Origin of the sequence: Oceanobacillus alkalisoli, from assembly GCF_022213125.1 — a bacterium.
In the GTDB taxonomy this organism is placed as follows: Bacteria; Bacillota; Bacilli; order Bacillales; family Amphibacillaceae; genus Oceanobacillus; species Oceanobacillus alkalisoli.
Genome location: NZ_JAKNRA010000003.1, coordinates 101,922 through 120,541, shown reverse-complemented (window position 1 = coordinate 120,541; position 18,620 = coordinate 101,922). Strand labels below are relative to the sequence as shown.

General features: G+C 38.6%; 18 protein-coding genes, 1 pseudogene and 1 riboswitch. Of the genes and pseudogenes, 15 read left to right on the top strand and 4 right to left on the bottom strand.

All coding sequences use genetic code 11. The features are described 5' to 3' along the window. The first annotated feature begins 27 nt into the window (after positions 1-27). Positions 28-369, top strand: coding sequence for a DUF3889 domain-containing protein (locus L3V42_RS06535; protein ID WP_238471607.1), 342 nt, complete (start codon positions 28-30; stop codon positions 367-369). Between the two features lie 11 nt (positions 370-380). Here the strand turns inward: L3V42_RS06535 and L3V42_RS06530 are convergent, their stop codons facing one another. Further along, the gene (locus tag L3V42_RS06530) at positions 381-920 is read right to left on the bottom strand and encodes a GNAT family N-acetyltransferase (RefSeq protein WP_238471606.1); all 540 of its coding nucleotides are present in this window, start codon (positions 918-920) and stop codon (positions 381-383) included. A 206-nt stretch (positions 921-1,126) separates the two neighbouring features. Between L3V42_RS06530 and L3V42_RS06525 the strand changes: the two genes are divergently transcribed. After that, a complete protein-coding gene (locus tag L3V42_RS06525) occupies positions 1,127-2,296 on the top strand; it encodes a TraB/GumN family protein (protein WP_238471679.1) in 1,170 nt (389 codons plus the stop codon). Positions 2,297-2,382: 86 nt separating this feature from the next. Beyond that, positions 2,383-3,606: a hemolysin family protein gene (locus L3V42_RS06520; protein WP_238471605.1), complete on the top strand. Its 1,224-nt coding sequence runs from the start codon at positions 2,383-2,385 to the stop codon at positions 3,604-3,606. Positions 3,607-3,759: 153 nt separating this feature from the next. On the opposite strand, the gene L3V42_RS06515 is transcribed toward L3V42_RS06520, so the two are convergent. Next, positions 3,760-3,909, bottom strand: a complete 150-nt coding sequence (locus L3V42_RS06515) for an aspartyl-phosphate phosphatase Spo0E family protein (protein WP_235763094.1) — start codon at positions 3,907-3,909, stop codon at positions 3,760-3,762. 148 nt (positions 3,910-4,057) lie between these two features. On the opposite strand from L3V42_RS06515, the gene mobB reads away from it, so the two are divergent. The 3 genes from mobB to L3V42_RS06500 all read left to right on the top strand — a co-directional run bounded on the left by mobB (position 4,058) and on the right by L3V42_RS06500 (position 6,231). Beyond that, the gene (mobB, locus tag L3V42_RS06510) at positions 4,058-4,570 is read left to right on the top strand and encodes a molybdopterin-guanine dinucleotide biosynthesis protein B (protein WP_238471604.1); all 513 of its coding nucleotides are present in this window, start codon (positions 4,058-4,060) and stop codon (positions 4,568-4,570) included. Positions 4,571-4,585: 15 nt separating this feature from the next. Next, a complete protein-coding gene (gene rlmH, locus L3V42_RS06505; protein ID WP_238471603.1) occupies positions 4,586-5,065 on the top strand; it encodes a 23S rRNA (pseudouridine(1915)-N(3))-methyltransferase RlmH in 480 nt (159 codons plus the stop codon). A gap of 956 nt (positions 5,066-6,021) precedes the next feature. Beyond that, positions 6,022-6,231, top strand: coding sequence for a YwbE family protein (locus L3V42_RS06500; protein WP_235763292.1), 210 nt, complete (start codon positions 6,022-6,024; stop codon positions 6,229-6,231). 765 nt (positions 6,232-6,996) lie between these two features. Here L3V42_RS06500 and L3V42_RS06495 read toward each other — a convergent pair. Then, positions 6,997-7,164: a hypothetical protein gene (locus L3V42_RS06495; protein ID WP_238471602.1), complete on the bottom strand. Its 168-nt coding sequence runs from the start codon at positions 7,162-7,164 to the stop codon at positions 6,997-6,999. 295 nt (positions 7,165-7,459) lie between these two features. Between L3V42_RS06495 and L3V42_RS06490 the strand changes: the two genes are divergently transcribed. The 5 genes from L3V42_RS06490 (at position 7,460) to L3V42_RS06470 (ending at position 14,203) form a co-directional block, all read left to right on the top strand. Beyond that, a complete protein-coding gene (locus L3V42_RS06490; protein ID WP_235763294.1) occupies positions 7,460-8,824 on the top strand; it encodes an SLC45 family MFS transporter in 1,365 nt (454 codons plus the stop codon). Between the two features lie 493 nt (positions 8,825-9,317). After that, on the top strand, positions 9,318-10,988 hold the full coding sequence (locus L3V42_RS06485; RefSeq protein WP_238471601.1) for a glycoside hydrolase family 13 protein: 1,671 nt from the start codon (positions 9,318-9,320) through the stop codon (positions 10,986-10,988). 256 nt (positions 10,989-11,244) lie between these two features. After that, positions 11,245-11,901, top strand: a complete 657-nt coding sequence (locus L3V42_RS06480) for a LiaF transmembrane domain-containing protein (RefSeq protein ID WP_238471600.1) — start codon at positions 11,245-11,247, stop codon at positions 11,899-11,901. A 124-nt stretch (positions 11,902-12,025) separates the two neighbouring features. Then, a complete protein-coding gene (locus tag L3V42_RS06475; protein WP_238471599.1) occupies positions 12,026-13,441 on the top strand; it encodes a hypothetical protein in 1,416 nt (471 codons plus the stop codon). Between the two features lie 336 nt (positions 13,442-13,777). Beyond that, positions 13,778-14,203, top strand: a complete 426-nt coding sequence (locus L3V42_RS06470; protein WP_238471598.1) for a group I truncated hemoglobin — start codon at positions 13,778-13,780, stop codon at positions 14,201-14,203. 328 nt (positions 14,204-14,531) lie between these two features. Here L3V42_RS06470 and L3V42_RS06465 read toward each other — a convergent pair. Continuing rightward, a pseudogene (locus L3V42_RS06465) lies at positions 14,532-14,672 on the bottom strand (FAD-dependent oxidoreductase); the annotation flags it as partial. Between the two features lie 225 nt (positions 14,673-14,897). Next, a riboswitch (purine riboswitch) is annotated at positions 14,898-14,999 on the top strand. A 121-nt stretch (positions 15,000-15,120) separates the two neighbouring features. Between L3V42_RS06465 and L3V42_RS06460 the strand changes: the two are divergent. From L3V42_RS06460 to L3V42_RS06445, 4 genes are all read left to right on the top strand, one after another. Then, positions 15,121-15,696 (top strand): xanthine phosphoribosyltransferase, encoded by a 576-nt coding sequence (locus tag L3V42_RS06460; protein WP_238471597.1) that lies wholly within the window; start codon positions 15,121-15,123, stop codon positions 15,694-15,696. Between the two features lie 5 nt (positions 15,697-15,701). Continuing rightward, entirely contained in the window at positions 15,702-17,009 is a 1,308-nt protein-coding gene (locus tag L3V42_RS06455) for a nucleobase:cation symporter-2 family protein (protein WP_238471596.1), read from the top strand. 77 nt (positions 17,010-17,086) lie between these two features. After that, entirely contained in the window at positions 17,087-17,386 is a 300-nt protein-coding gene (locus L3V42_RS06450; protein ID WP_238471595.1) for a PepSY domain-containing protein, read from the top strand. Positions 17,387-17,658: 272 nt separating this feature from the next. Then, positions 17,659-17,964, top strand: coding sequence for a monooxygenase (locus tag L3V42_RS06445; protein WP_238471594.1), 306 nt, complete (start codon positions 17,659-17,661; stop codon positions 17,962-17,964). Positions 17,965-18,620: the final 656 nt, after the last annotated feature.

Here is an 18,620-nt window from a genome sequence, read left to right as displayed (position 1 = left end):
AACCTATATAAAAAGGAGCTGATCATGATGGGCAAGTTACTATTCACGATAATCACTATTTCACTCTTCCTCTTTCCAATCGCTGCAACTGCAAATCCAACACAAAATGAACCGAGCACAGAGGAAGAAGCCCCTTCCTACGCCCAATGGGGCCGAGTCGCCATGCAAGCAACGAAGGAGAGGTACCCTGAAGCTGCAATCATCGATTATTTACATATCGGTGCGATTACAAGGGACGGAATAACAACGGAAAAGTTTAAATTATGGCTGCGCGGCAAGGAAAAGGAATTTGGCGTCTATATCGATATTCGTTATAACAAAGAAACGGAAGAAATGATCGATATAACATTCCAGGAAACCGACCGATAAGAACAAAATACTCACTCCCATTCAGAGCGAAGCATACCGTAAACGACATGATCTACAAAATGGTCATACAGCCACTCGGACTGTCGGATTGTTCCTTCTTCTTTAAAATTCAGCCGCTCTGGAATCGCCCGACTCTTCCGGTTCCCAACTGCGGCACGAATCTCCATCCGGTTTAAATCAAGCTCATAAAATCCATAATGCACAAGTCCGCTGACTGCCCGGCTCATAATGCCACGCCCGACCATGTCTGTCGCAAGCCAGTAGCCGATATGCCCGACACGATTTGGCCAATCAACTAAATTAAAACCGAGCATTCCGCATAGTTTGCCATTGTAGATAATTCCACAGTTTAACGACCTTTTTGCGTCGTACGCTTCAAGTGAATGCTGAATAAACGCAAGACTATCCCGCTCCGTTTGTGTCCCGTCAACCCATGGCAACCACTCGCGAAGCTCCGCCCGTGATTTTTCCGTCAGCTCGAACAATTCACTGGCATCTGATTCCTGAATAAGCCTTAATGTAATTTCTTCATCAAAATCTAATTCAAGCATGTTACTCCCCCTCTTATTTACCGATACCCATTATTAAGCTATCTGTTTATTTTTAATCATACAAAGTTCCTCCTTAAAAAGAAAGTCCTATTTGAAAAAGAATCGAGCAAAAAGCACATTTTATTTTATTTTCACTGGACGCTAGTTTATTATAGAAGTAATAAGCATTTTTAACGGGCTCAAGGATTAATCAAAGGAAGGAATCTATACTTGTGGATAATATAACGCGATTAGAAATAAACGGGAAAGAAATCATTCTGGTCGGAACGGCGCACGTTTCCAAGCAAAGTGCCGAGCAGGTAAAAGATGTTATTGAAGAAGAAAGACCAGATGCTGTCTGTATTGAACTGGACGAGCAACGTTACCAATCGATAACCGACGGAAACAAATGGCAGGAAACTGATATTTTTAAAGTAATCAAGCAAAAGAAAGCATCGTTACTCCTTATGAACCTTGCCATCTCCTCTTTTCAAAAACGAATGGCAAAACAATTTGGTATTAATGCTGGCCAGGAAATGATTCAAGGAATCGAATCGGCGAAAGATGTCGGAGCAGAGCTCGTTCTCGCTGACCGAAATATTCAGGTCACGTTTTCACGAATTTGGGGAAATATCGGACTCAAAGGAAAAGCCACACTGCTCAGCCAAATTATTTTCAGCATCTTCAGTAATGAAACAATTACCGAAGAAGAGCTAGAGAAAATGAAGCAACAGGACACCATTAATGCAATGCTTCAAGAAATTACGGAGAACTTTCCGCGGCTGAAAAAGCCGTTGATTGATGAACGAGACCAATACCTCGCCCAGAAAATTAAAGAAGCACCAGGAGAGAAAATTGTCGCTATTCTAGGAGCGGCCCATGTGCCCGGGATTACAAAAGAAATACATAAGGAGCAAGATTTAAAAGCATTGACGAAGCGGCCGCCCAAGTCAAAAGCACCAAAAGTTATTGGCTGGATGATTCCACTCGTTATTATCGCGCTCATTGCACTAACCTTTTTCCAAAATCCGGATGCCGGGATGCAGCAAATCTGGAGCTGGCTCCTCTGGAACGGTTCTTTAGCGGGTCTCGGAACGATTATTGCGCTTGGTCATCCACTCGCTGTGCTTACAGCAATTGTTGCAGCGCCCTTTACATCTTTAAACCCATTTCTTGCAGCTGGCTGGTTTGCGGGATTAGTCCAAGCATGGATGAAAAAGCCACTCGTCCGCGATTTTGAAACATTAGCAGATGACGTGACAAGTGTCAAAGGATTTTGGAATAATAAAGTGACCCGTGTATTACTCGTTATCGTGTTGGCAAATCTTGGCAGCTCCTTAGGTACATTCGTTGCCGGAGCAGATGTCATTCGCCTATTTATTCAAAACTTATTCTAATTGAAAAGAAAGCACATTCCTTAGGAACGGTGTTTTCTTTTCTTTACCTAGACGTGAACTCAGTATCTTGAAGGAGGAAAAACCAAGTGATCATTGTGATCATCGCTATACTATTCGTTCTATCGATTTTCTTCTCTGTAAGTGAGACAGCGCTCACCTCGTTAAATCCGGTAAAACTGCAAACCCAGGCAAAAAATGAGGACAAAAAAGCACAAAAGCTCTTGCGAATTATCGAAAATCCGAGCGAACTGTATATCGTGAACGTAATCGGCAATAATATCGTGGATCTTTCCATCGTTTCCCTTGTCGTTTATTGGACGTTGGATACAAACTTTAACACGATTTTAGCTGTTACGATTACGATTTTGACGATCATCATTTTTGCGGAAATCATTCCAATAACAATAGCCCGAGCAATCCCGCAAGAAATTGCATCAGCAGTATGCCCCATTATTCAGGGTGTTATCAAAATATTAAAGCCAATTATTTGGCTCCTCGGGAAAATGTCGCTTCTTATCACAAATCGTTTTCATAAGGAGGGAATGGAAGAAGTCTCCGTCTCAAAAGATGAACTGCGAACACTCGTGGAACTTGCGGGGCTCGAAGGAACATTCCGAGCGGATGAATCATACCGGATTAAAGGTGTGCTGGATTTTTACAATTTAAATGTCCGTGATGTTATGAAAACACCCCGGGTAGATATTGTCGCCTTGCCAATCTCGTCCACTTATGAAGAAGTGCGTGATTTTGCGATTGATAACCGATTTACACGCTTCCCTGTTTATGACGAAGATATCGATAATATCGTCGGAATCATGCATACGAAATACTTACTTTCATGGTCTGTGAATCCCAACCGAAAATTGGAGGAATTTATCGATTCCGATCCACTCGTTGTCTATGAATTCCAGCCGATTGAAGAGATTTTCCGCAAGATGACGAAAGAACGGAGACATCTCGCCATCGTGCTAGATGAATATGGCGGGACAGAGGGAATTATCACGCACGAAGATATTATTGAAGGAATGATCGGACTTGAGATCCATGATGAGATGGATGAAGAAAGTGAAGTATTAATTGAAAAACTGACACCAACGAAAGTAATTTGTGATGGAAAAGTTACGTTGCACCGTTTAAATACAATATTCCAAACAGAAATCCCTGAGGAAGAGGACGTTCTCGCCGCCTACTTACTAAGCGAATTCAAGGACTTTCCAAAAACCGGCGACACACTCGAACGAGATAATCTTACTTTTAAAATCCTCACAGTAGAAGACCGCACCATCCGTAAAGTACAGATTGTGAAATGAAAAACGAATCCTTATGCTTTTCATTTTGTCGAATGATGTCGAAAAAAATGCAGGAAAAAACCGAACAATCCATCGTGCTTGTTCGGTTTTTTTAGTTTCTTATGTAGGTTGATTCTTTATCTAGTACATGAACCTTTTTATCCTACGCCGAAATTATTTCTCCTGTTTTCTCTTTTGATTGAGTGTCGCTAATTGATTAAGCAATTGGTCAAGTTCCTGTGAAATATTTATTAGCTTTTCATAAGTGGCATTGTTCGTATAAGCTTCGTACATTTTCAATCGCTTTTTCTCAATCTGGACCACCAATCTATCTCTCTGGTCCGCGATAGATTCCTCACTCCTTTAAAGTGATATTATGTATAATAACCGTTTTGTAAAAAAATAAACAAAATACATTTTTTAAAATAAGAGAACAAACTGCTCTACAGAGGGATTGGAGAGAAGAATCAGGATGAGAATCATTCAAATTGCCGGGTACAAAAATAGTGGAAAAACGACCCTTTCTACCCGAATTATTAAAATGTTTACGGAAACAGGACTGAAGGTGGGATCGCTTAAGCATCATGGCCATGGCGGCATTCCACTTGGTTTTAGTGACACGGACAGCGAGCAGCATCGCAAGGCCGGCGCAATGTTTGCAGGGGTCGAGGGAGAGGGAGTTTTTCAGTTTACAGCTCCTGATTTGAGGGTGGAGCAGCTTATTGACTTTTATGCCTTTATGAAAATGGATGTCCTTGTGGTGGAAGGATTTAAAGAAAAGCCATTTCCTAAGCTCGTGCTTTTGTCAGAGGAAAAGGAACGAAGGTTGCTTGATAGAGTAGAGAATGTAAAAGCAGTTGTGTCCCCTTTTTCATTTGGGAGCGCGGCTGTGTTACCTACCTTTAAGCGTGATGAAACAGCTGCGTTACTAGCTTGGCTGAAACAGGATATGATAGATAATAAAAGTGAATACGAGTGGAAATAGAGAGGAAGAACGAAGATGAAAATAACAATCATATCTGTCGGTAAATTAAAGGAAAAATACCTCAAGCAAGGTATTCAGGAATATCTGAAACGGCTTTCGAGTTATGCCGATGTTTCCATTGTTGAACTTTCCGACGAGAAAGCTCCTGAAACGATGAGTGATGCGGAAATGGAAACCGTGAAACGAAAAGAAGGCGAACGAATTCTAGGCGCGATTAAGCAGGATACGTATGTCATTACATTAGAAATTGAAGGTAAAATGCTGACGTCAGTTGGGCTTGCTGCGAAAATGGATGAGCTTGCAACGTATGGTAAAAGCAAGGTTGCTTTTGTGATTGGCGGATCGCTTGGGATTAGTGATGAGGTAAGGAAGCGGAGTAATTTTGCGTTGTCGTTTTCGAAGCTGACGTTTCCTCATCAGTTGATGCGGTTGGTATTGTTGGAGCAGGTGTATCGGGGATTTAGGATTATTAGGGGGGAACCTTATCATAAGTAAAGGCGGTTTTTAATTTTATAATGTAAGTTACAGTCCCTCACGAAGGGACTGGTGTCGAGATAGGAAATGGAAGTGTCTTTCATACTGTGTTGGTAAGTTGCACCGCTGAAACCCGTGGACGAGAATGCATGTTGGTGGCGCGAGAGAGGAGTATAGAAAGCCTCAAGAACAGGGTTATTTTATTCATATGGTTGATGACTTAAATATAGCAAAGTATTATCTAGAAAAAATGCTCAAGTAACGGGAGACAATTTCTATGGATTAATAACTTCATCAAACATTAGTCATGCTAAAAAAGGATATATTTAAATAATGCAATAATGATCAATCAAACCGATCCAAAAGAGAATATTGATTCTTGGTTTTTTTAGAAGTTCTTCTAATTTAGATCTCGCTGCAAGCGAATTTGTGTGTCAAGTGTATAGTGCAAAATAAAGGTGCAGAGTATTGCAAAGGATTTTAGCGTTACAACTTTACTTTGAGAGGCGGGCATGATAGCCTTCATTGGCAAAGTCAGCCCTTGCTACGGCTGGCTTCATGGCTTTGTACTCATGCCCGCAGAGGCTCAAAGTCAAGTTGCAACATTATGTAATTGCAATTGCAATCTTGTGTATTTTTTGTTTTGCAAAATACATCAAGGTCTTGAACTAAACCTATCGTATACTTTGCGAGGGATTTTATTTTACAAGATGGTATGTGGAGTATTAATGCTTTAAAAGAATATAAAAGAGGAGAACAGACAATAAGAAATATATATCGTGTTTTACTATCGAGGGGCAGGATTGGATTATTTATTTATCTTCCAAAAGAGGAGATTTACTTTGAACACGTAAATTTTTTGAAGCAGTAGGGATTCAAGAGGTATAGGGTACTGTTTCAATTAACATTTACTAGTGGTGGTTTGGCGCTTCAAGTTATGTTTTAATGAAGACTAACAACATATAGGAGTGAGATGGATGGATGGAAATAAGAGAGAAGATATTCAAATTGGCAAAAGAGTTAGGGTCGTGCAAAAAAAAGATCAGCGTTCCGGAGAGTTAACGGAAGGGGTTGTCGCTAAGATCCTCACTAATTCGGCTACACACCCACACGGCATTAAAGTGATGTTAGAGGATAAAACTGTCGGAAGGGTAAAAGAAATACTAAATAAATCTCTGTATCAGTAAAACAAAGGAAAACGAGTTTAACAGAGATGGAAGATAAGAATTCCTTTGATTACTGATTGAAGTTAAGATAGGCATTAAAAAGACCGCATTTAGATACGTCAGGGAGAATTGTATCACAAATGGCGGAAAATAGAAGAGCGAAATTTTTATTATGTAGTTGGGAACGAACCAACTCAACTACATATGGTGATGATGAAACATTAAATACGTATTATGAAATTCATTCGGGTTAGAAAAAATAAATTAATTTGCTTTAAAGGTTGAAGAAGGCATTTTCAATCTAGGGAATTTATTCAAAGAACCGTTATAGGCAATAAAAAATAGAATTACCAATCGGATTTGAATGGTAATTCTATTTTTTACGCTATCATCATTATTAAACTTAATTAATAATTGTACCTAAATATCATAGGTATTATGTAAAGTATTCATGGAAAATTAAATTATAACGGTATATCAACTGTGTCAGGATTTTCACATGTACAGGATTGTTCTACGCGAAGTGTTAAATTATTACTATCTTTAGGAACCTCCATAGCAGGATGGTCTTCTGATTTACCTTTATAAATTAATTGATCAGAAAAGAAACCAAGGGAGCCGAAATTCTTTTTGAAAGAGTCATCTCCTACTCTATCCATAATAGCGGACTATTTGATTGTCTGTAACGACATTAATTATATAGGGGATCCGTGATTCTTCTCCAGAGTTATTGGTAACCTCAAGATACATAACTATAAATTCCTTATCGGTATTTGGTTATTGTTTTTAAGTAGCCATCACTCGTACGTGAGTATCTGTTACGTAATAGTTATGTACATTAATGGAAAGGTCAAATATTTCACCTGCTTTGTTTACGTCGATTACTTCCCCATCATATTCATTTAAAGCATCCACATCTTCATGTATGACAGTTTCCTTCTTTATTTGGTGCAAACGTTTGCGCGAACTTGTGTATTGATATATAATAGTTACTATTGAACTACTAAATTTTTGGAGGTAATATTAAGCTGTTCACACATAATTGGTATACTAAAGATTCAATTTCTTTTCGCTATGCAAACGATTGCATCACGATGATAGAAAATCAATAGAGGTTATGTTGAATTTTAGACCATTTATTCGCAGGTTTGAAACATTCTGCCTGTACAAGTTCTAACTCGGGCTGTCGCTCAGAAAGACAGAGATGGCCAAAAAATTCTCGCTTTTTAGGTTACAGGAGGTAAACATTATGCTTGAAGCAAAGCCGGTAGACAATCACGGAGAAGAGTCAAAACAATCACTACCTAATTTACCAATTACTACAATATGGATGATTAGCTTTGGATTTTTAGGTGTGCAAATGGCATTCTCATTGCAAAGTGCAAATATGGGTCGTATTTTTCAGACGCTTGGTGCCGATCCGACTCAATTAGGATTTTTCTTTATTCTGCCACCACTCGCAGGCTTAATTGTCCAGCCGATTGTGGGGTATTTATCTGATCGTACGTGGATTCCAAAAATAGGTCGTCGTCTTCCATATTTAATTGTGGGTACGATTGTGGCGGTCATTGTTATGTGCCTGCTCCCAAATGCCGGTAGTTTTGGGTTTGGTTTCGGATCATTGATGGCTCTGACCTTTGGTGCAGTTGCTATTCTTTTTATGGATTTATCATCTAATGTTGCCATGCAGCCATTTAAAATGATGGTTGGTGATATGGTTAACGAAAAACAAAAAGGGTTTGCCTATTCCATTCAAAGTTTTCTCTCAAACAGTGGTGCGGTATTAGCTAGTATTTTTCCTTTTATCCTGACGATCATGGGGGTTGCTAATAGCGCGCCAAAGGGAGTTATACCACCATCTGTAGTCATTTCTTTTTATGCAGGAGCAATTATCCTGATTATTTGTAGTGTGTTTACAGTAATTAAGGTTAAAGAATATCCACCAGCTGAATATGCTGCATATCACGGTATTACAGAGGGGTCGAATAAAGAGAAAGTAGGCATATTCCAATTGCTTCGTAATGCTCCGAAAGTATTTTGGACGATTACGGTTGTGCAATTCTTCTGTTGGATGGGCTTTCAATATTTATGGACATATGGGACAGGTGCAATTTCTGCAAATGTTTGGAATACGTCGGATCCCACAACAGCTGCTTACCAAAGTGCTGGTAACTGGTTTGGTGTGCTATCAGCTGTGCAGGCAATTGGAGCGGTATTATGGTCACTCGTCTTGTCCCGCGTACAGAGGGACAAGCGTAAACCTGCATATGCTTTAAGTTTAGCTCTTGGGGGCATTGGATTTGGTTCTGTATTCTTTATTCATAATCAATGGGCTCTTATTGTTTCATTTATCTTAATTGGTATCGCTTGGGCGGCAATGATGACTTTTCCTTTTACTATTCTTACAAACGCCTTAACTGGTGAAAAAATGGGAACGTATCTCGGACTATTCAATGGCAGTATCTGTTTACCGCAAATAATTGCTTCTTGTTTAAGTTTTATTTTGTTCCCAGCTATAGGCTCATCTATGCCAGCTATGATTTTAATTTCAGGTATTCTGCTTGTTATTGGTGCACTTTCCGTTTCTATCATTAAAGAAACAAGTGCCAATTAATGAAGTTCTATTAAATATAAATTTAGGCATGCATAGGCTAACTAACTTTTGTATGATTATTAAAAAAAGATGCGGACTCATGTACGCCTCGTTAATTTCAATCATACACAGTTGATAAATTTTACGTATCAAGCTTTGACATCTGCTGATTCACAGATCTTCCAATCAAGCTATGAATCAGCAAGATGTTTCATGAAAGAAATAAAAAATCCATCCCGGTTTAAGAATCGTATTATTATCCCAACTTAATGAATTTCATAATACGTATTTAATGCTTCACCATCACCATATGTAGTTGAGTTAGTTCGTTCCCATCTACATATGGTGATGGAAAAGCCGACTTTGTTAATTATGAAATTCATTCAACTATTATTGTGGAAATAAAATCAACGCTACCTTAAATAACAGGGAAAATATTGGATTAATTAGGCCAGACTTTCTTTAAAATAAAAAAATACCGAATGATGGTCTTGTTCGTCAAGGAGGAATAGAAATGGAAAGAAAATGGTGGAAAGAAGCGGTAGCATATCAAGTTTATCCGCGAAGCTTTATGGATTCGAATGGAGATGGAATTGGAGATATACAAGGAATCATTTCCAAGCTGGACTATATCAAGGATCTTGGTATTGATGTGATATGGATTAGTCCCATTTATAAATCTCCAAACGATGATAATGGATACGATATAAGCGACTATCAAGATATTATGAGTGAATTTGGGACCATGGAAGACTTTGACCAGTTATTAGAGGAAACACATTCCCGTGGTATGAAACTTATTATGGACCTTGTGATTAACCATACATCTGATGAACATCCATGGTTCATTGAGTCGAGATCATCTAAAGATAACCCATATCGGGATTATTATATTTGGCGTTCTGGAAAAGATGGAAAGGAACCGAATAATTGGGAATCGATCTTCGGTGGGTCTGCCTGGGAATATGATGAAAAGACAGATGAATACTTCCTGCATGTCTTCTCAAGAAAGCAGCCAGACTTAAATTGGGAAAATCCAAAAGTGCGTGAGGATTTATATGAAATGGTTAATTGGTGGCTAGATAAAGGGATTGATGGCTTCCGAGTTGATGCAATCTCCCATATTAAAAAGGCTCCTAATCTTCCTGATATGCCGAATCCAGACAACTTAAAATATGTTTCATCTTTTGATAAACATATGAATCAAGATGGTATCCAAACGTTCTTGGAAGAACTAAAAAAGGAAACATTTGATAAATACGATATTATGACCGTTGGAGAAGCAAATGGTGTTAGTGCAGATCAAGCAGACGAATGGGTAGGCGAAGAAAAAGGTAAATTTAATATGGTTTTCCAATTCGAACATCTTGATCTCTGGGGGAAAAGCATCACAGGCGGGCTTGATATTCATTCATTAAAAGAAACACTGACAAGATGGCAAAATGGCCTGGATGGGGTTGGCTGGAATGCCCTATTTCTTGAGAATCATGATCAGCCCCGTTCTGTGTCCTCTTGGGCAGATGATGAAAAGTATAGAGTTGAATCCGCAAAATGCTTAGCTACAATGTATTTTCTCATGCAAGGGACTCCTTTTATTTATCAAGGGCAGGAAATTGGCATGACGAACGTGCAATTCGATTCAATTGATGATTACCGCGATGTGTCGACCAAAAATCTTTATCAAAGTGAAAAAGAAGCTGGGAAAACACATCAGGAAATCATGGAAATTATCTGGAATACTGGACGGGACAATTCCAGAACTCCAATGCAATGGAATAATGAGGAAAATGCAGGGTTTACAACAGGAACGCCTTGGATAAAAATGAATCCTAATTATAAAGATATTAATGTTGAAGATTCATTGCAGGACCCACATTCCGTTTATCATTATTACAAAGAGCTAATCAATTTAAGAAAACAAAACGACGTACTGGTTTATGGACATTACAACTTGATTCTACCTGATCATGATAAGATCTATGCTTATACAAGATCACAGGGTGATGACTTGATGTTAATCATAACGAACCTCTTTGCTGAAGACGTAAAGTTCACGATGCCGTCAGAGCTAGACGCATCTTCCTATGAACTATGTCTGTCTAATTATGAAGTGGATGAAAGGGAAGGCGTTAGTGAGTTTACGTTAAAGCCATATGAAGCAAGAGTATATAAGTTAAATCGTTAAGTTTGAAATATTGGGTTGCCCACTGTATAGGGCAGCCCATTTTTTGCAAGAGAAGAAACACCTTCACGCTAACAAAGTTGTTCAATTTATCGATGTCCTTACAACGGGTGTATATATAGCAATCCCTCTATCTAATTTACTAAGTCAAGTAGACAAATGAAATAGTCTCATTTCTTAATAACCTCTTTCTTAAAGGAATAAATTCTCCTTTCAAATAATAAGAACTATCATATAACGTAAATGAAGGAGGTATGTCATGTCCGGGAGGATTTGGTTAGGTGTGCTGTTTCTCTTATTTGGTTTAGGTTTTCTCCTGCATCAAGCAAAAATCATTGATTTGTCGCAGTTGTTCTCTAATTGGTGGCCGCTCCTATTAATGATGATCGGGATGGTTCTGCTGATTAGTCGGAAGCATTCTTCAGCAAGTTCAGGTCTTTTGTTCTTATTAATCGGTCTTTTATTTCTAATGAACCGCTGGTTTGATTTGAACCTCAAAGCCTATATTTTGCCACTTCTATTTATTATTATTGGTATTGTCATTATTTTTACGAGGATAAAACGAGAAAAAAATATCCATATAGCAGATGATTTAGACACATTCGTGCTATTTTCCGGTGCGGATATTAACAGTCAATCACAAACCTTCCAAGGTGGAACGGTGACGACGATTTTAGGAGGAGCAGAAATAGATCTTCGTGATGCACAAATTATCGATGGAGCTTCCATTGATTTAACGACTGTCCTTGGCGGGGTGGAATTGAAAGTTCCGGATGATGTCCAAGTTGAAATATATGGGATCCCCATTCTTGGCGGTTGGGAGGATAAAACGAGGGTCAGAAGACAAACGGAAGAAGTTCCCGTCTTAAAAGTTAACTGCCTGACGATCCTAGGCGGAGTGGAGATTAGAAATTAACAATAAGAACCATGGAAGTGATGAAAGAAAGTTGTAAGAAGTTGATAAACCATAGGAATCTGAAGTAGCATCCCCTCCAATTCATGCATAGGCTAAAGCATGTTCCAGGAGAGGAAGTGAACGATTGGACTTAAGTCTTTCTCATTTACTATACGGCTTGTTTACAGTCTTAATTATTATGACAATGGTTTTCCGTAAAGGGGTTGTTTTGCCAACCTTAGTTGGAACATTTGTCATTGCATGGGTGTATAAAGGGAATATTGTGGATGGATTTACGTCTATCTTTAATGCCAATTTAGTTGCTGCACAGGAACTATTTAGTATCTTTTTAATTATTACGTTTATGCTGGCGCTCCTTCATTCTTTACGTGATTTAGGTGCGGATAAGCGAATGATCCAGCCAATCCAGAAACTAATGGTGAATGGGCATGTTTCCTTTTTTGTCTTGGTAGCGGTAACCTATATTATTTCTTTATTTTTCTGGCCGACACCTGCTGTTCCATTAATATGTGCGTTACTTGTTCCTGCTGCGGTACGATCTGGATTACCAGCTATGATAGCTGCCGTTGCGATTGCGCTTGCTGGGCAGGGAATGGCGTTATCCTCTGACTATATTGTGCAAGTTGCACCTAGTTTATCTGCCGCTTCAGCTGGTATTGATGCTGAATCGGTAGCTGATAAAGCACTGGTAATGTCACTAATTGCTGGTGGAATAGCTATTTTGTTAGCTTACTTATTTAACAGGAAATCGATCCGTTCGAAAGATGATCCATTAAATGAAATGGAGATGCAGACACTACAAACTTCTGAAAACTCTACAAATAAGGTAAGAACCGCCCATTTGACGACGTGGAGTAAAGTTTTTGCTGTATTGGTCCCTTTAACGCTTCTGATTGTCGTCATTTACATGATGTATAATAAGCTATTCTCGGGAAGCGGTGATTTGGTTGGCGGAGACGGCGCTGCATTCGTAGGCGGCGTTGCGGTAATCCTCTTATTATTATCGACCGTTGCTTTTGGGAAGCATCATGCTCTCGATTATATTAGTAATCACATTACAGATGGTTTTGTCTTTGCTTTTAAAGCAATGGGACCAGTTATTCCAATTGCAGGTTTTTTCTTTTTAGGAAGTCCTGATTTTTCAGGGAATATTTTAGGTGTAGAGGAAGGTCCAGCACTTTTATTTGACCTTGTTACTGCTACACAGGAATACTTGCCACAGAGTGCAATACTCGCGGCATTCAGTTTGTTGGTTATTGGTATTATCACTGGACTTGATGGATCCGGGTTCTCCGGATTACCGCTCACAGGGGCACTTGCAGCTTCATTAGAAGCATCTTCCATTGATGCGGCGACGTTAGCAGCGATTGGTCAAATGGGGGCAATTTGGACAGGTGGCGGGACGATTATTGCGTGGTCCTCGTTAATTGCAATTGCAGGATTCTGTGGAGTGTCTGTCATGGATTTGGTGCGTAAAAATTTCTTTCCTGTCATGATTGGCTTGATGGTGATGACAATTTTGGCAGTGTTTTTACTCTAATACCCTTCCTTTTGTTTCAATAGTGAGAAACATAAAGACAGGTCTATCGCCTGACTGTGTATCAGTATAGGGGCGAGGACCTGTCTTATGTATGTTGAACTTACTCTTTTCCAGTTCCGGCTGCTCTCATCGTCTCTTGGATATATTGAGCGGATTGATGTAACAACTTCATTCATTTTTGCAAACTTGCTTTAGAAGGGGCTAGTCACGCTTTAATGTATTAATTTAGAACAGATAGTTGAATGAAGTCTAACTATATTATACTTCTATTTCCATGTTTTACAGTCAATTGTTAAGGGTAAAATGAAATAACTATCTAATGGAAAGGGGTACATTATGGCTGAGCAATCATTATACGAACGTCTAGGTGGCATTTATAAGATTGCAGCTGTTGTCGATCATTTTGGTGATGCATTAGCTAGTGACCCGATTGTTGGGGAAAATTCCGCGAATTCTTTTCTGAAGGATTGGTATGCAAACAAAAGTTGGCGGGGAGCAGGTTTCAAAGTTTTAACTACCTTGTGGGTTAGTGAAAAAGCTGGCGGACCCTATCATTATGTCAGTACAGAACCTAATCAGGATTCCCTTGATTTAGAACCGACACACTATGATATGAAGCTTACAGAGGAAGAGTTTGATGCCGCAGGTCAACTCTTAGCTGAAACCCTTGACCATTTTGATGTGCCTGACAGGGAAAAGAATGAAGTGCTTGATGCCTTTATGGCACATAAGAATGAGGTTATCAGCGGTACGATTAAATAATCTCATGATTGAATGTGATCCATATGTTAGATTTTTTAGTTGAAAAAAAGTCCAAACACCTCCTAATGAAGAGAGGAATTTGGACTTTTTTGTTTAAATCAATGGACAGGTATATTTTTCAATCGTTTCATTAAGAAAGGGAAGAAGTACTGTTTCCTTCCTTTGCCCCTGTCGGGAAACGATGATGACGTTGGAGATTAAAAATGAAATTAGCACTTATGTGGAGAACCGGTCAAATTTAACTTAAGATAATCCTGCCTTCCTTGCTGTACTGCCTTTTTTTGGATGTGCTCGGTCAACTCTTTATCAAAGATTCTAGCTAATTGCTGACATAAGGTAAGCCGCATTGTCCGTACGAATAATCTTCTCCACGCTCCAAGACAGTAATTTCAGCTGCATGATCTGTTCGATAAATTTCCATAGCTGCACTCATTCCTGCGACTACTCCGCCAATAATGACATGTCGCAATATACTATCCTCGCTCATGGTTCTTTCAAACAATACACCTTCATTATATCCTATTGTTTCCCTATTCATTATAAGTCTAATATCCTTTATAAAAAATGACAAAACATATATCATAAGCAAACGTGACGTTAGCGGAGGAATCAAGCTCCCATGTCCAAATTATTCGAAAGGTTTTACATCTGCAAAACATCTTGTAATATGTCGATTTCATGCTATACTTGTAACATTTAAAGTGAATATTATTTTCATATAATAGCAGGAATATGGCCTGCAAGTTTCTACCGGTTTACCGTAAATAAATCGACTATGAAAAGTAGCAAAAGAATAATTTTGCCATTGTGGCTAAAATTCCTCTTTTTATTTCGAGATTCTCTGCTCGGAAATGATTGCTTCTTCATAGTTGTCGAAGCAATCATTTCCGAGCTTTTTAATTTGAAAGGAGATCGTTATGGAACGATTAAAGCAAAAGATTATAAATGAAGGTAAGGTATTGTCTGATTCTGTATTGAAGGTGGATTCGTTTTTAAACCATCAGATCGATCCCGTATTAATGCAGGAAGTTGGTGAGGAATTTGCTTCCCGCTTTCAAGATAAAGGAATAACAAAAGTACTAACACTGGAGTCATCAGGAATTGCTCCATCGGTCATGGCTGCGTTACGGTTGGGTGTTCCGACGGTATTTGCCCGGAAACGTAAATCGCTAACCTTAATTGATCACTTGTATAGCGCTGAAGTTTATTCCTATACGAAACAAGAATCAAACACCATTTCTATATCGAAAGATTACATCACAAGTGATGATGTTGTGTTAATTATTGATGACTTTCTCGCTAATGGACAAGCTGCACTCGGTTTAATCGATATGGTAAAACAATCTGGAGCAGCATTAGCAGGGGTTGGAATCGTTATTGAAAAAGGTTTTCAAAATGGCAGAAAGCTGATCGAGGAAAAAGAAATTCGAGTAGAATCACTGGCGATTGTTTCTTCGCTAGAACATGGGAAAGTAACCTTTAAGGAGGATTAACCTAGATGAAAACAGCGGCATTAGGAATGCAACATGTACTTGCAATGTATGCAGGCGCGATTTTAGTTCCACTTATAATTGGGGGTGCACTAGGGCTAACAACGGAACAGCTCACGTATCTCGTTGCGATTGATATCTTTATGTGCGGAGTAGCAACGCTTCTGCAAATAGTCAGCAACCGTTTCTTTGGAATTGGACTTCCGGTCGTGCTTGGCTGTACTTTTACAGCGGTAGGTCCAATTATTGCGATTGGCGGAGAATTCGGTATCTCAGCAATATATGGTTCAATTATTGCTTCGGGAATTTTTATCATTTTGATCAGCACGATATTTGGGAAGTTAGTTCGCTTTTTCCCTCCGATTGTGACGGGAAGTGTTGTTACAATCATCGGATTAACCCTCATCCCTGTTGCCATTAATAATTTGGCTGGAGGACAAGGCGCTAGTGACTTTGGTTCATCGACCAATCTATTATTAGGATTCGGTACGTTAACGTTCATCATTTTAATGTATCGCTTTTCGAAAGGATTTGTTCGCTCGATATCAATAATCATCGGTCTTTTTGCCGGTACTCTAGTAGCAGCTGTTCTAGGTAAGGTTAATTTTAGTGCCGTTGCGGAAGCTTCTTATTTCCATATGCCGCAACTTTTCTACTTTGGTATGCCGACATTTGAAATTTCCGCTGTGATTACGATGTGTCTTGTCGCCATGGTATCTTTAGTCGAATCAACGGGTGTTTATTTTGCGCTCGGTGATATTACAGATAGAAAGTTATCGGAAAACGATTTAGCAAAAGGTTATCGCGCGGAAGGGATTGCGGTATTACTAGGGGGAATTTTTAACGCCTTTCAATATACGGCATTCTCTCAAAACGTTGGTCTCGTACAATTAACCGGTGTGAAAAAACGCAGCGTTATCCTTGTGGCAGGAATTATCTTAATTATTTTTGGTTTAGTTCCTAAAATTGCTGCCTTAACAACGATTATTCCAACTGCCGTATTAGGTGGTGCCATGCTTGCCATGTTCGGCATGGTGGTATCCCAAGGAATCAAGATGCTAGGAAAAGTAATCAGTGAGTCTCCGGAAAATTCGATGATTATTGCTTGCTCGGTAGGAATGGGACTTGGCGTAACCGTCGTACCCGACCTATTCTCTGTATTACCAACTGGTATACAAATTTTAACGAATAACGGGATTGTTGCAGGGAGCGTAACAGCAATTGTGTTAAATATGATATTTAATATGCGCCCATTTACATCGAAACGTTCATCTCCTCAAGCTGTACAACAAATGGCAGAACAAGAGGCTCTCTAGTTCTTCATCTAGTCTCCTGACCATTTTCACCCGAGTTAGGTTACATACATCTCGCCTCCGAATAGGATGTAGTGTAAATGACTAGGATTGCGAGGAGAATGTATGTGAATAACCATTATTATCCATACTTTAATCGTTACAATAATAGGCAGGGTACCGAATACGATAACAGATATAGCGGGTATAGACAAATATCGATAGAAGAAGCAATGAATATTGCAGTAGGAAGAGTCCCAGGACAAATCGTTAAAGTGGAATTAGAGAAAGAACAAGGTGTTTGGGTATATGAAGTCGAGATTATAACTGCACAAGGCGTTAAATATGAAGTGGAAGTCGATATGAATACAGGTAATATTGTAAAGATCGAAGTGGATTAAGAGCTAAGGCACAATGGGTGGGGAAAAAGGAACAGGAACGCTCGAAAATGGAATAATAGACGTATTTTTAACGAAAGAAGATCATTCAACTGATGGTCTTCTTTTCGTTTCTTAAACAATTTCCTGCAAGTGTTGGATAAACAACAGATCTGCAATACTATTGGTGTTAGTCACACTCACTTCTGAAGTATAATGTACTTGTAAGCTGAGGATTAGAAACTTGTGAAGAAAACGGAATTTCCAACCGACTAAATAAACAAAGGAGAGTAACTATGGCATATGTATTACAGGTTGACTTTAAAATGGACGGGCCGTTCGGAGATGAAATGGCAGAAGCTTTTTCCGATTTAGCAAAAAGCATTAATGAAGAGGATGGCTTCCTCTGGAAAATTTGGACAGAGAATCCAGAAGCAAATGAGGCTGGTGGAATTTATATTTTTGAAACAAAAGAAACAGCTGAAAAGTATATGAAGATGCATTCGAAAAGATTAGCGAGTTTTGGAGTAGAGGAAGTTAATGCGAAGGTCTTTGCTATCAATTCAAAGCTGACGGAGATTACGAATGGACCAGTAAAATAAATAAAGTCATAAAAAATTAAGTGGATTATTCAAAAGTTAGAGATTTTATTATGTAGATGATTGGCTAGACTGTGTTCTGTATCCGACAGACTCAATCAAGCCAATCTTATTTTTATTGTTTATGGTTTCGAAGATATATTCATCAATTCATCGTCTTAATTATTTATAAAAATAATCCATCAGTGAATTATCTGCACTGGTTGCTTGACGTAATATCCTTTGTAATACGTTGTTCTCCTTTACTTTTCCCCATTTATTGTTCGAGAAGTGCATCATAAAGATTAAGAATTGGCATCAAATATAAACTCTGTACCTAATTTAAATTAAGTTGATTATACTCCCTTGCTATTTTTTCCTTTTCATTCATCCATCTTTGGGCTTTCATAAAATCTTATTCAATCTTGTAGTGGCTTTTCGTGAAGTAATCAATAACTCTAAATTTTCATCTAAATATTCAATAATAAGTATAATCTCAAATTCTATGTCCTATTTATTCATAAAAAATAATCTATCCGATTTTCCTACATAAAGAGAAAAATATATACCATTAAAATTAAAAAAATTATGTTGACATCGGTATACCTGTCGACTAGAATAATAGCAAATAGTTAGAAGTTTAGGTTGATTGTAAAAATTATATTTAAAAGTCATCCATA

Bases quoted from the DNA above. Each gene is read 5' to 3' on its own strand.
- L3V42_RS06535 (WP_238471607.1), top strand. From the start codon at position 28: ATGGGCAAGTTACTATTCACGATAATCACTATTTCACTCTTCCTCTTT.
- L3V42_RS06455 (WP_238471596.1), top strand. From the start codon at position 15,702: ATGAAAACAGCGGCATTAGGAATGCAACATGTACTTGCAATGTATGCA.
- L3V42_RS06490 (WP_235763294.1), top strand. From the start codon at position 7,460: ATGCTTGAAGCAAAGCCGGTAGACAATCACGGAGAAGAGTCAAAACAA.
- L3V42_RS06460 (WP_238471597.1), top strand. From the start codon at position 15,121: ATGGAACGATTAAAGCAAAAGATTATAAATGAAGGTAAGGTATTGTCT.
- rlmH (WP_238471603.1), top strand. From the start codon at position 4,586: ATGAAAATAACAATCATATCTGTCGGTAAATTAAAGGAAAAATACCTC.
- L3V42_RS06480 (WP_238471600.1), top strand. From the start codon at position 11,245: ATGTCCGGGAGGATTTGGTTAGGTGTGCTGTTTCTCTTATTTGGTTTA.
- L3V42_RS06445 (WP_238471594.1), top strand. From the start codon at position 17,659: ATGGCATATGTATTACAGGTTGACTTTAAAATGGACGGGCCGTTCGGA.
- L3V42_RS06500 (WP_235763292.1), top strand. From the start codon at position 6,022: ATGGATGGAAATAAGAGAGAAGATATTCAAATTGGCAAAAGAGTTAGG.
- mobB (WP_238471604.1), top strand. From the start codon at position 4,058: ATGAGAATCATTCAAATTGCCGGGTACAAAAATAGTGGAAAAACGACC.
- L3V42_RS06485 (WP_238471601.1), top strand. From the start codon at position 9,318: ATGGAAAGAAAATGGTGGAAAGAAGCGGTAGCATATCAAGTTTATCCG.
- L3V42_RS06450 (WP_238471595.1), top strand. From the start codon at position 17,087: ATGACTAGGATTGCGAGGAGAATGTATGTGAATAACCATTATTATCCA.
- L3V42_RS06530 (WP_238471606.1), bottom strand. From the start codon at position 920: ATGCTTGAATTAGATTTTGATGAAGAAATTACATTAAGGCTTATTCAG.
- L3V42_RS06470 (WP_238471598.1), top strand. From the start codon at position 13,778: ATGGCTGAGCAATCATTATACGAACGTCTAGGTGGCATTTATAAGATT.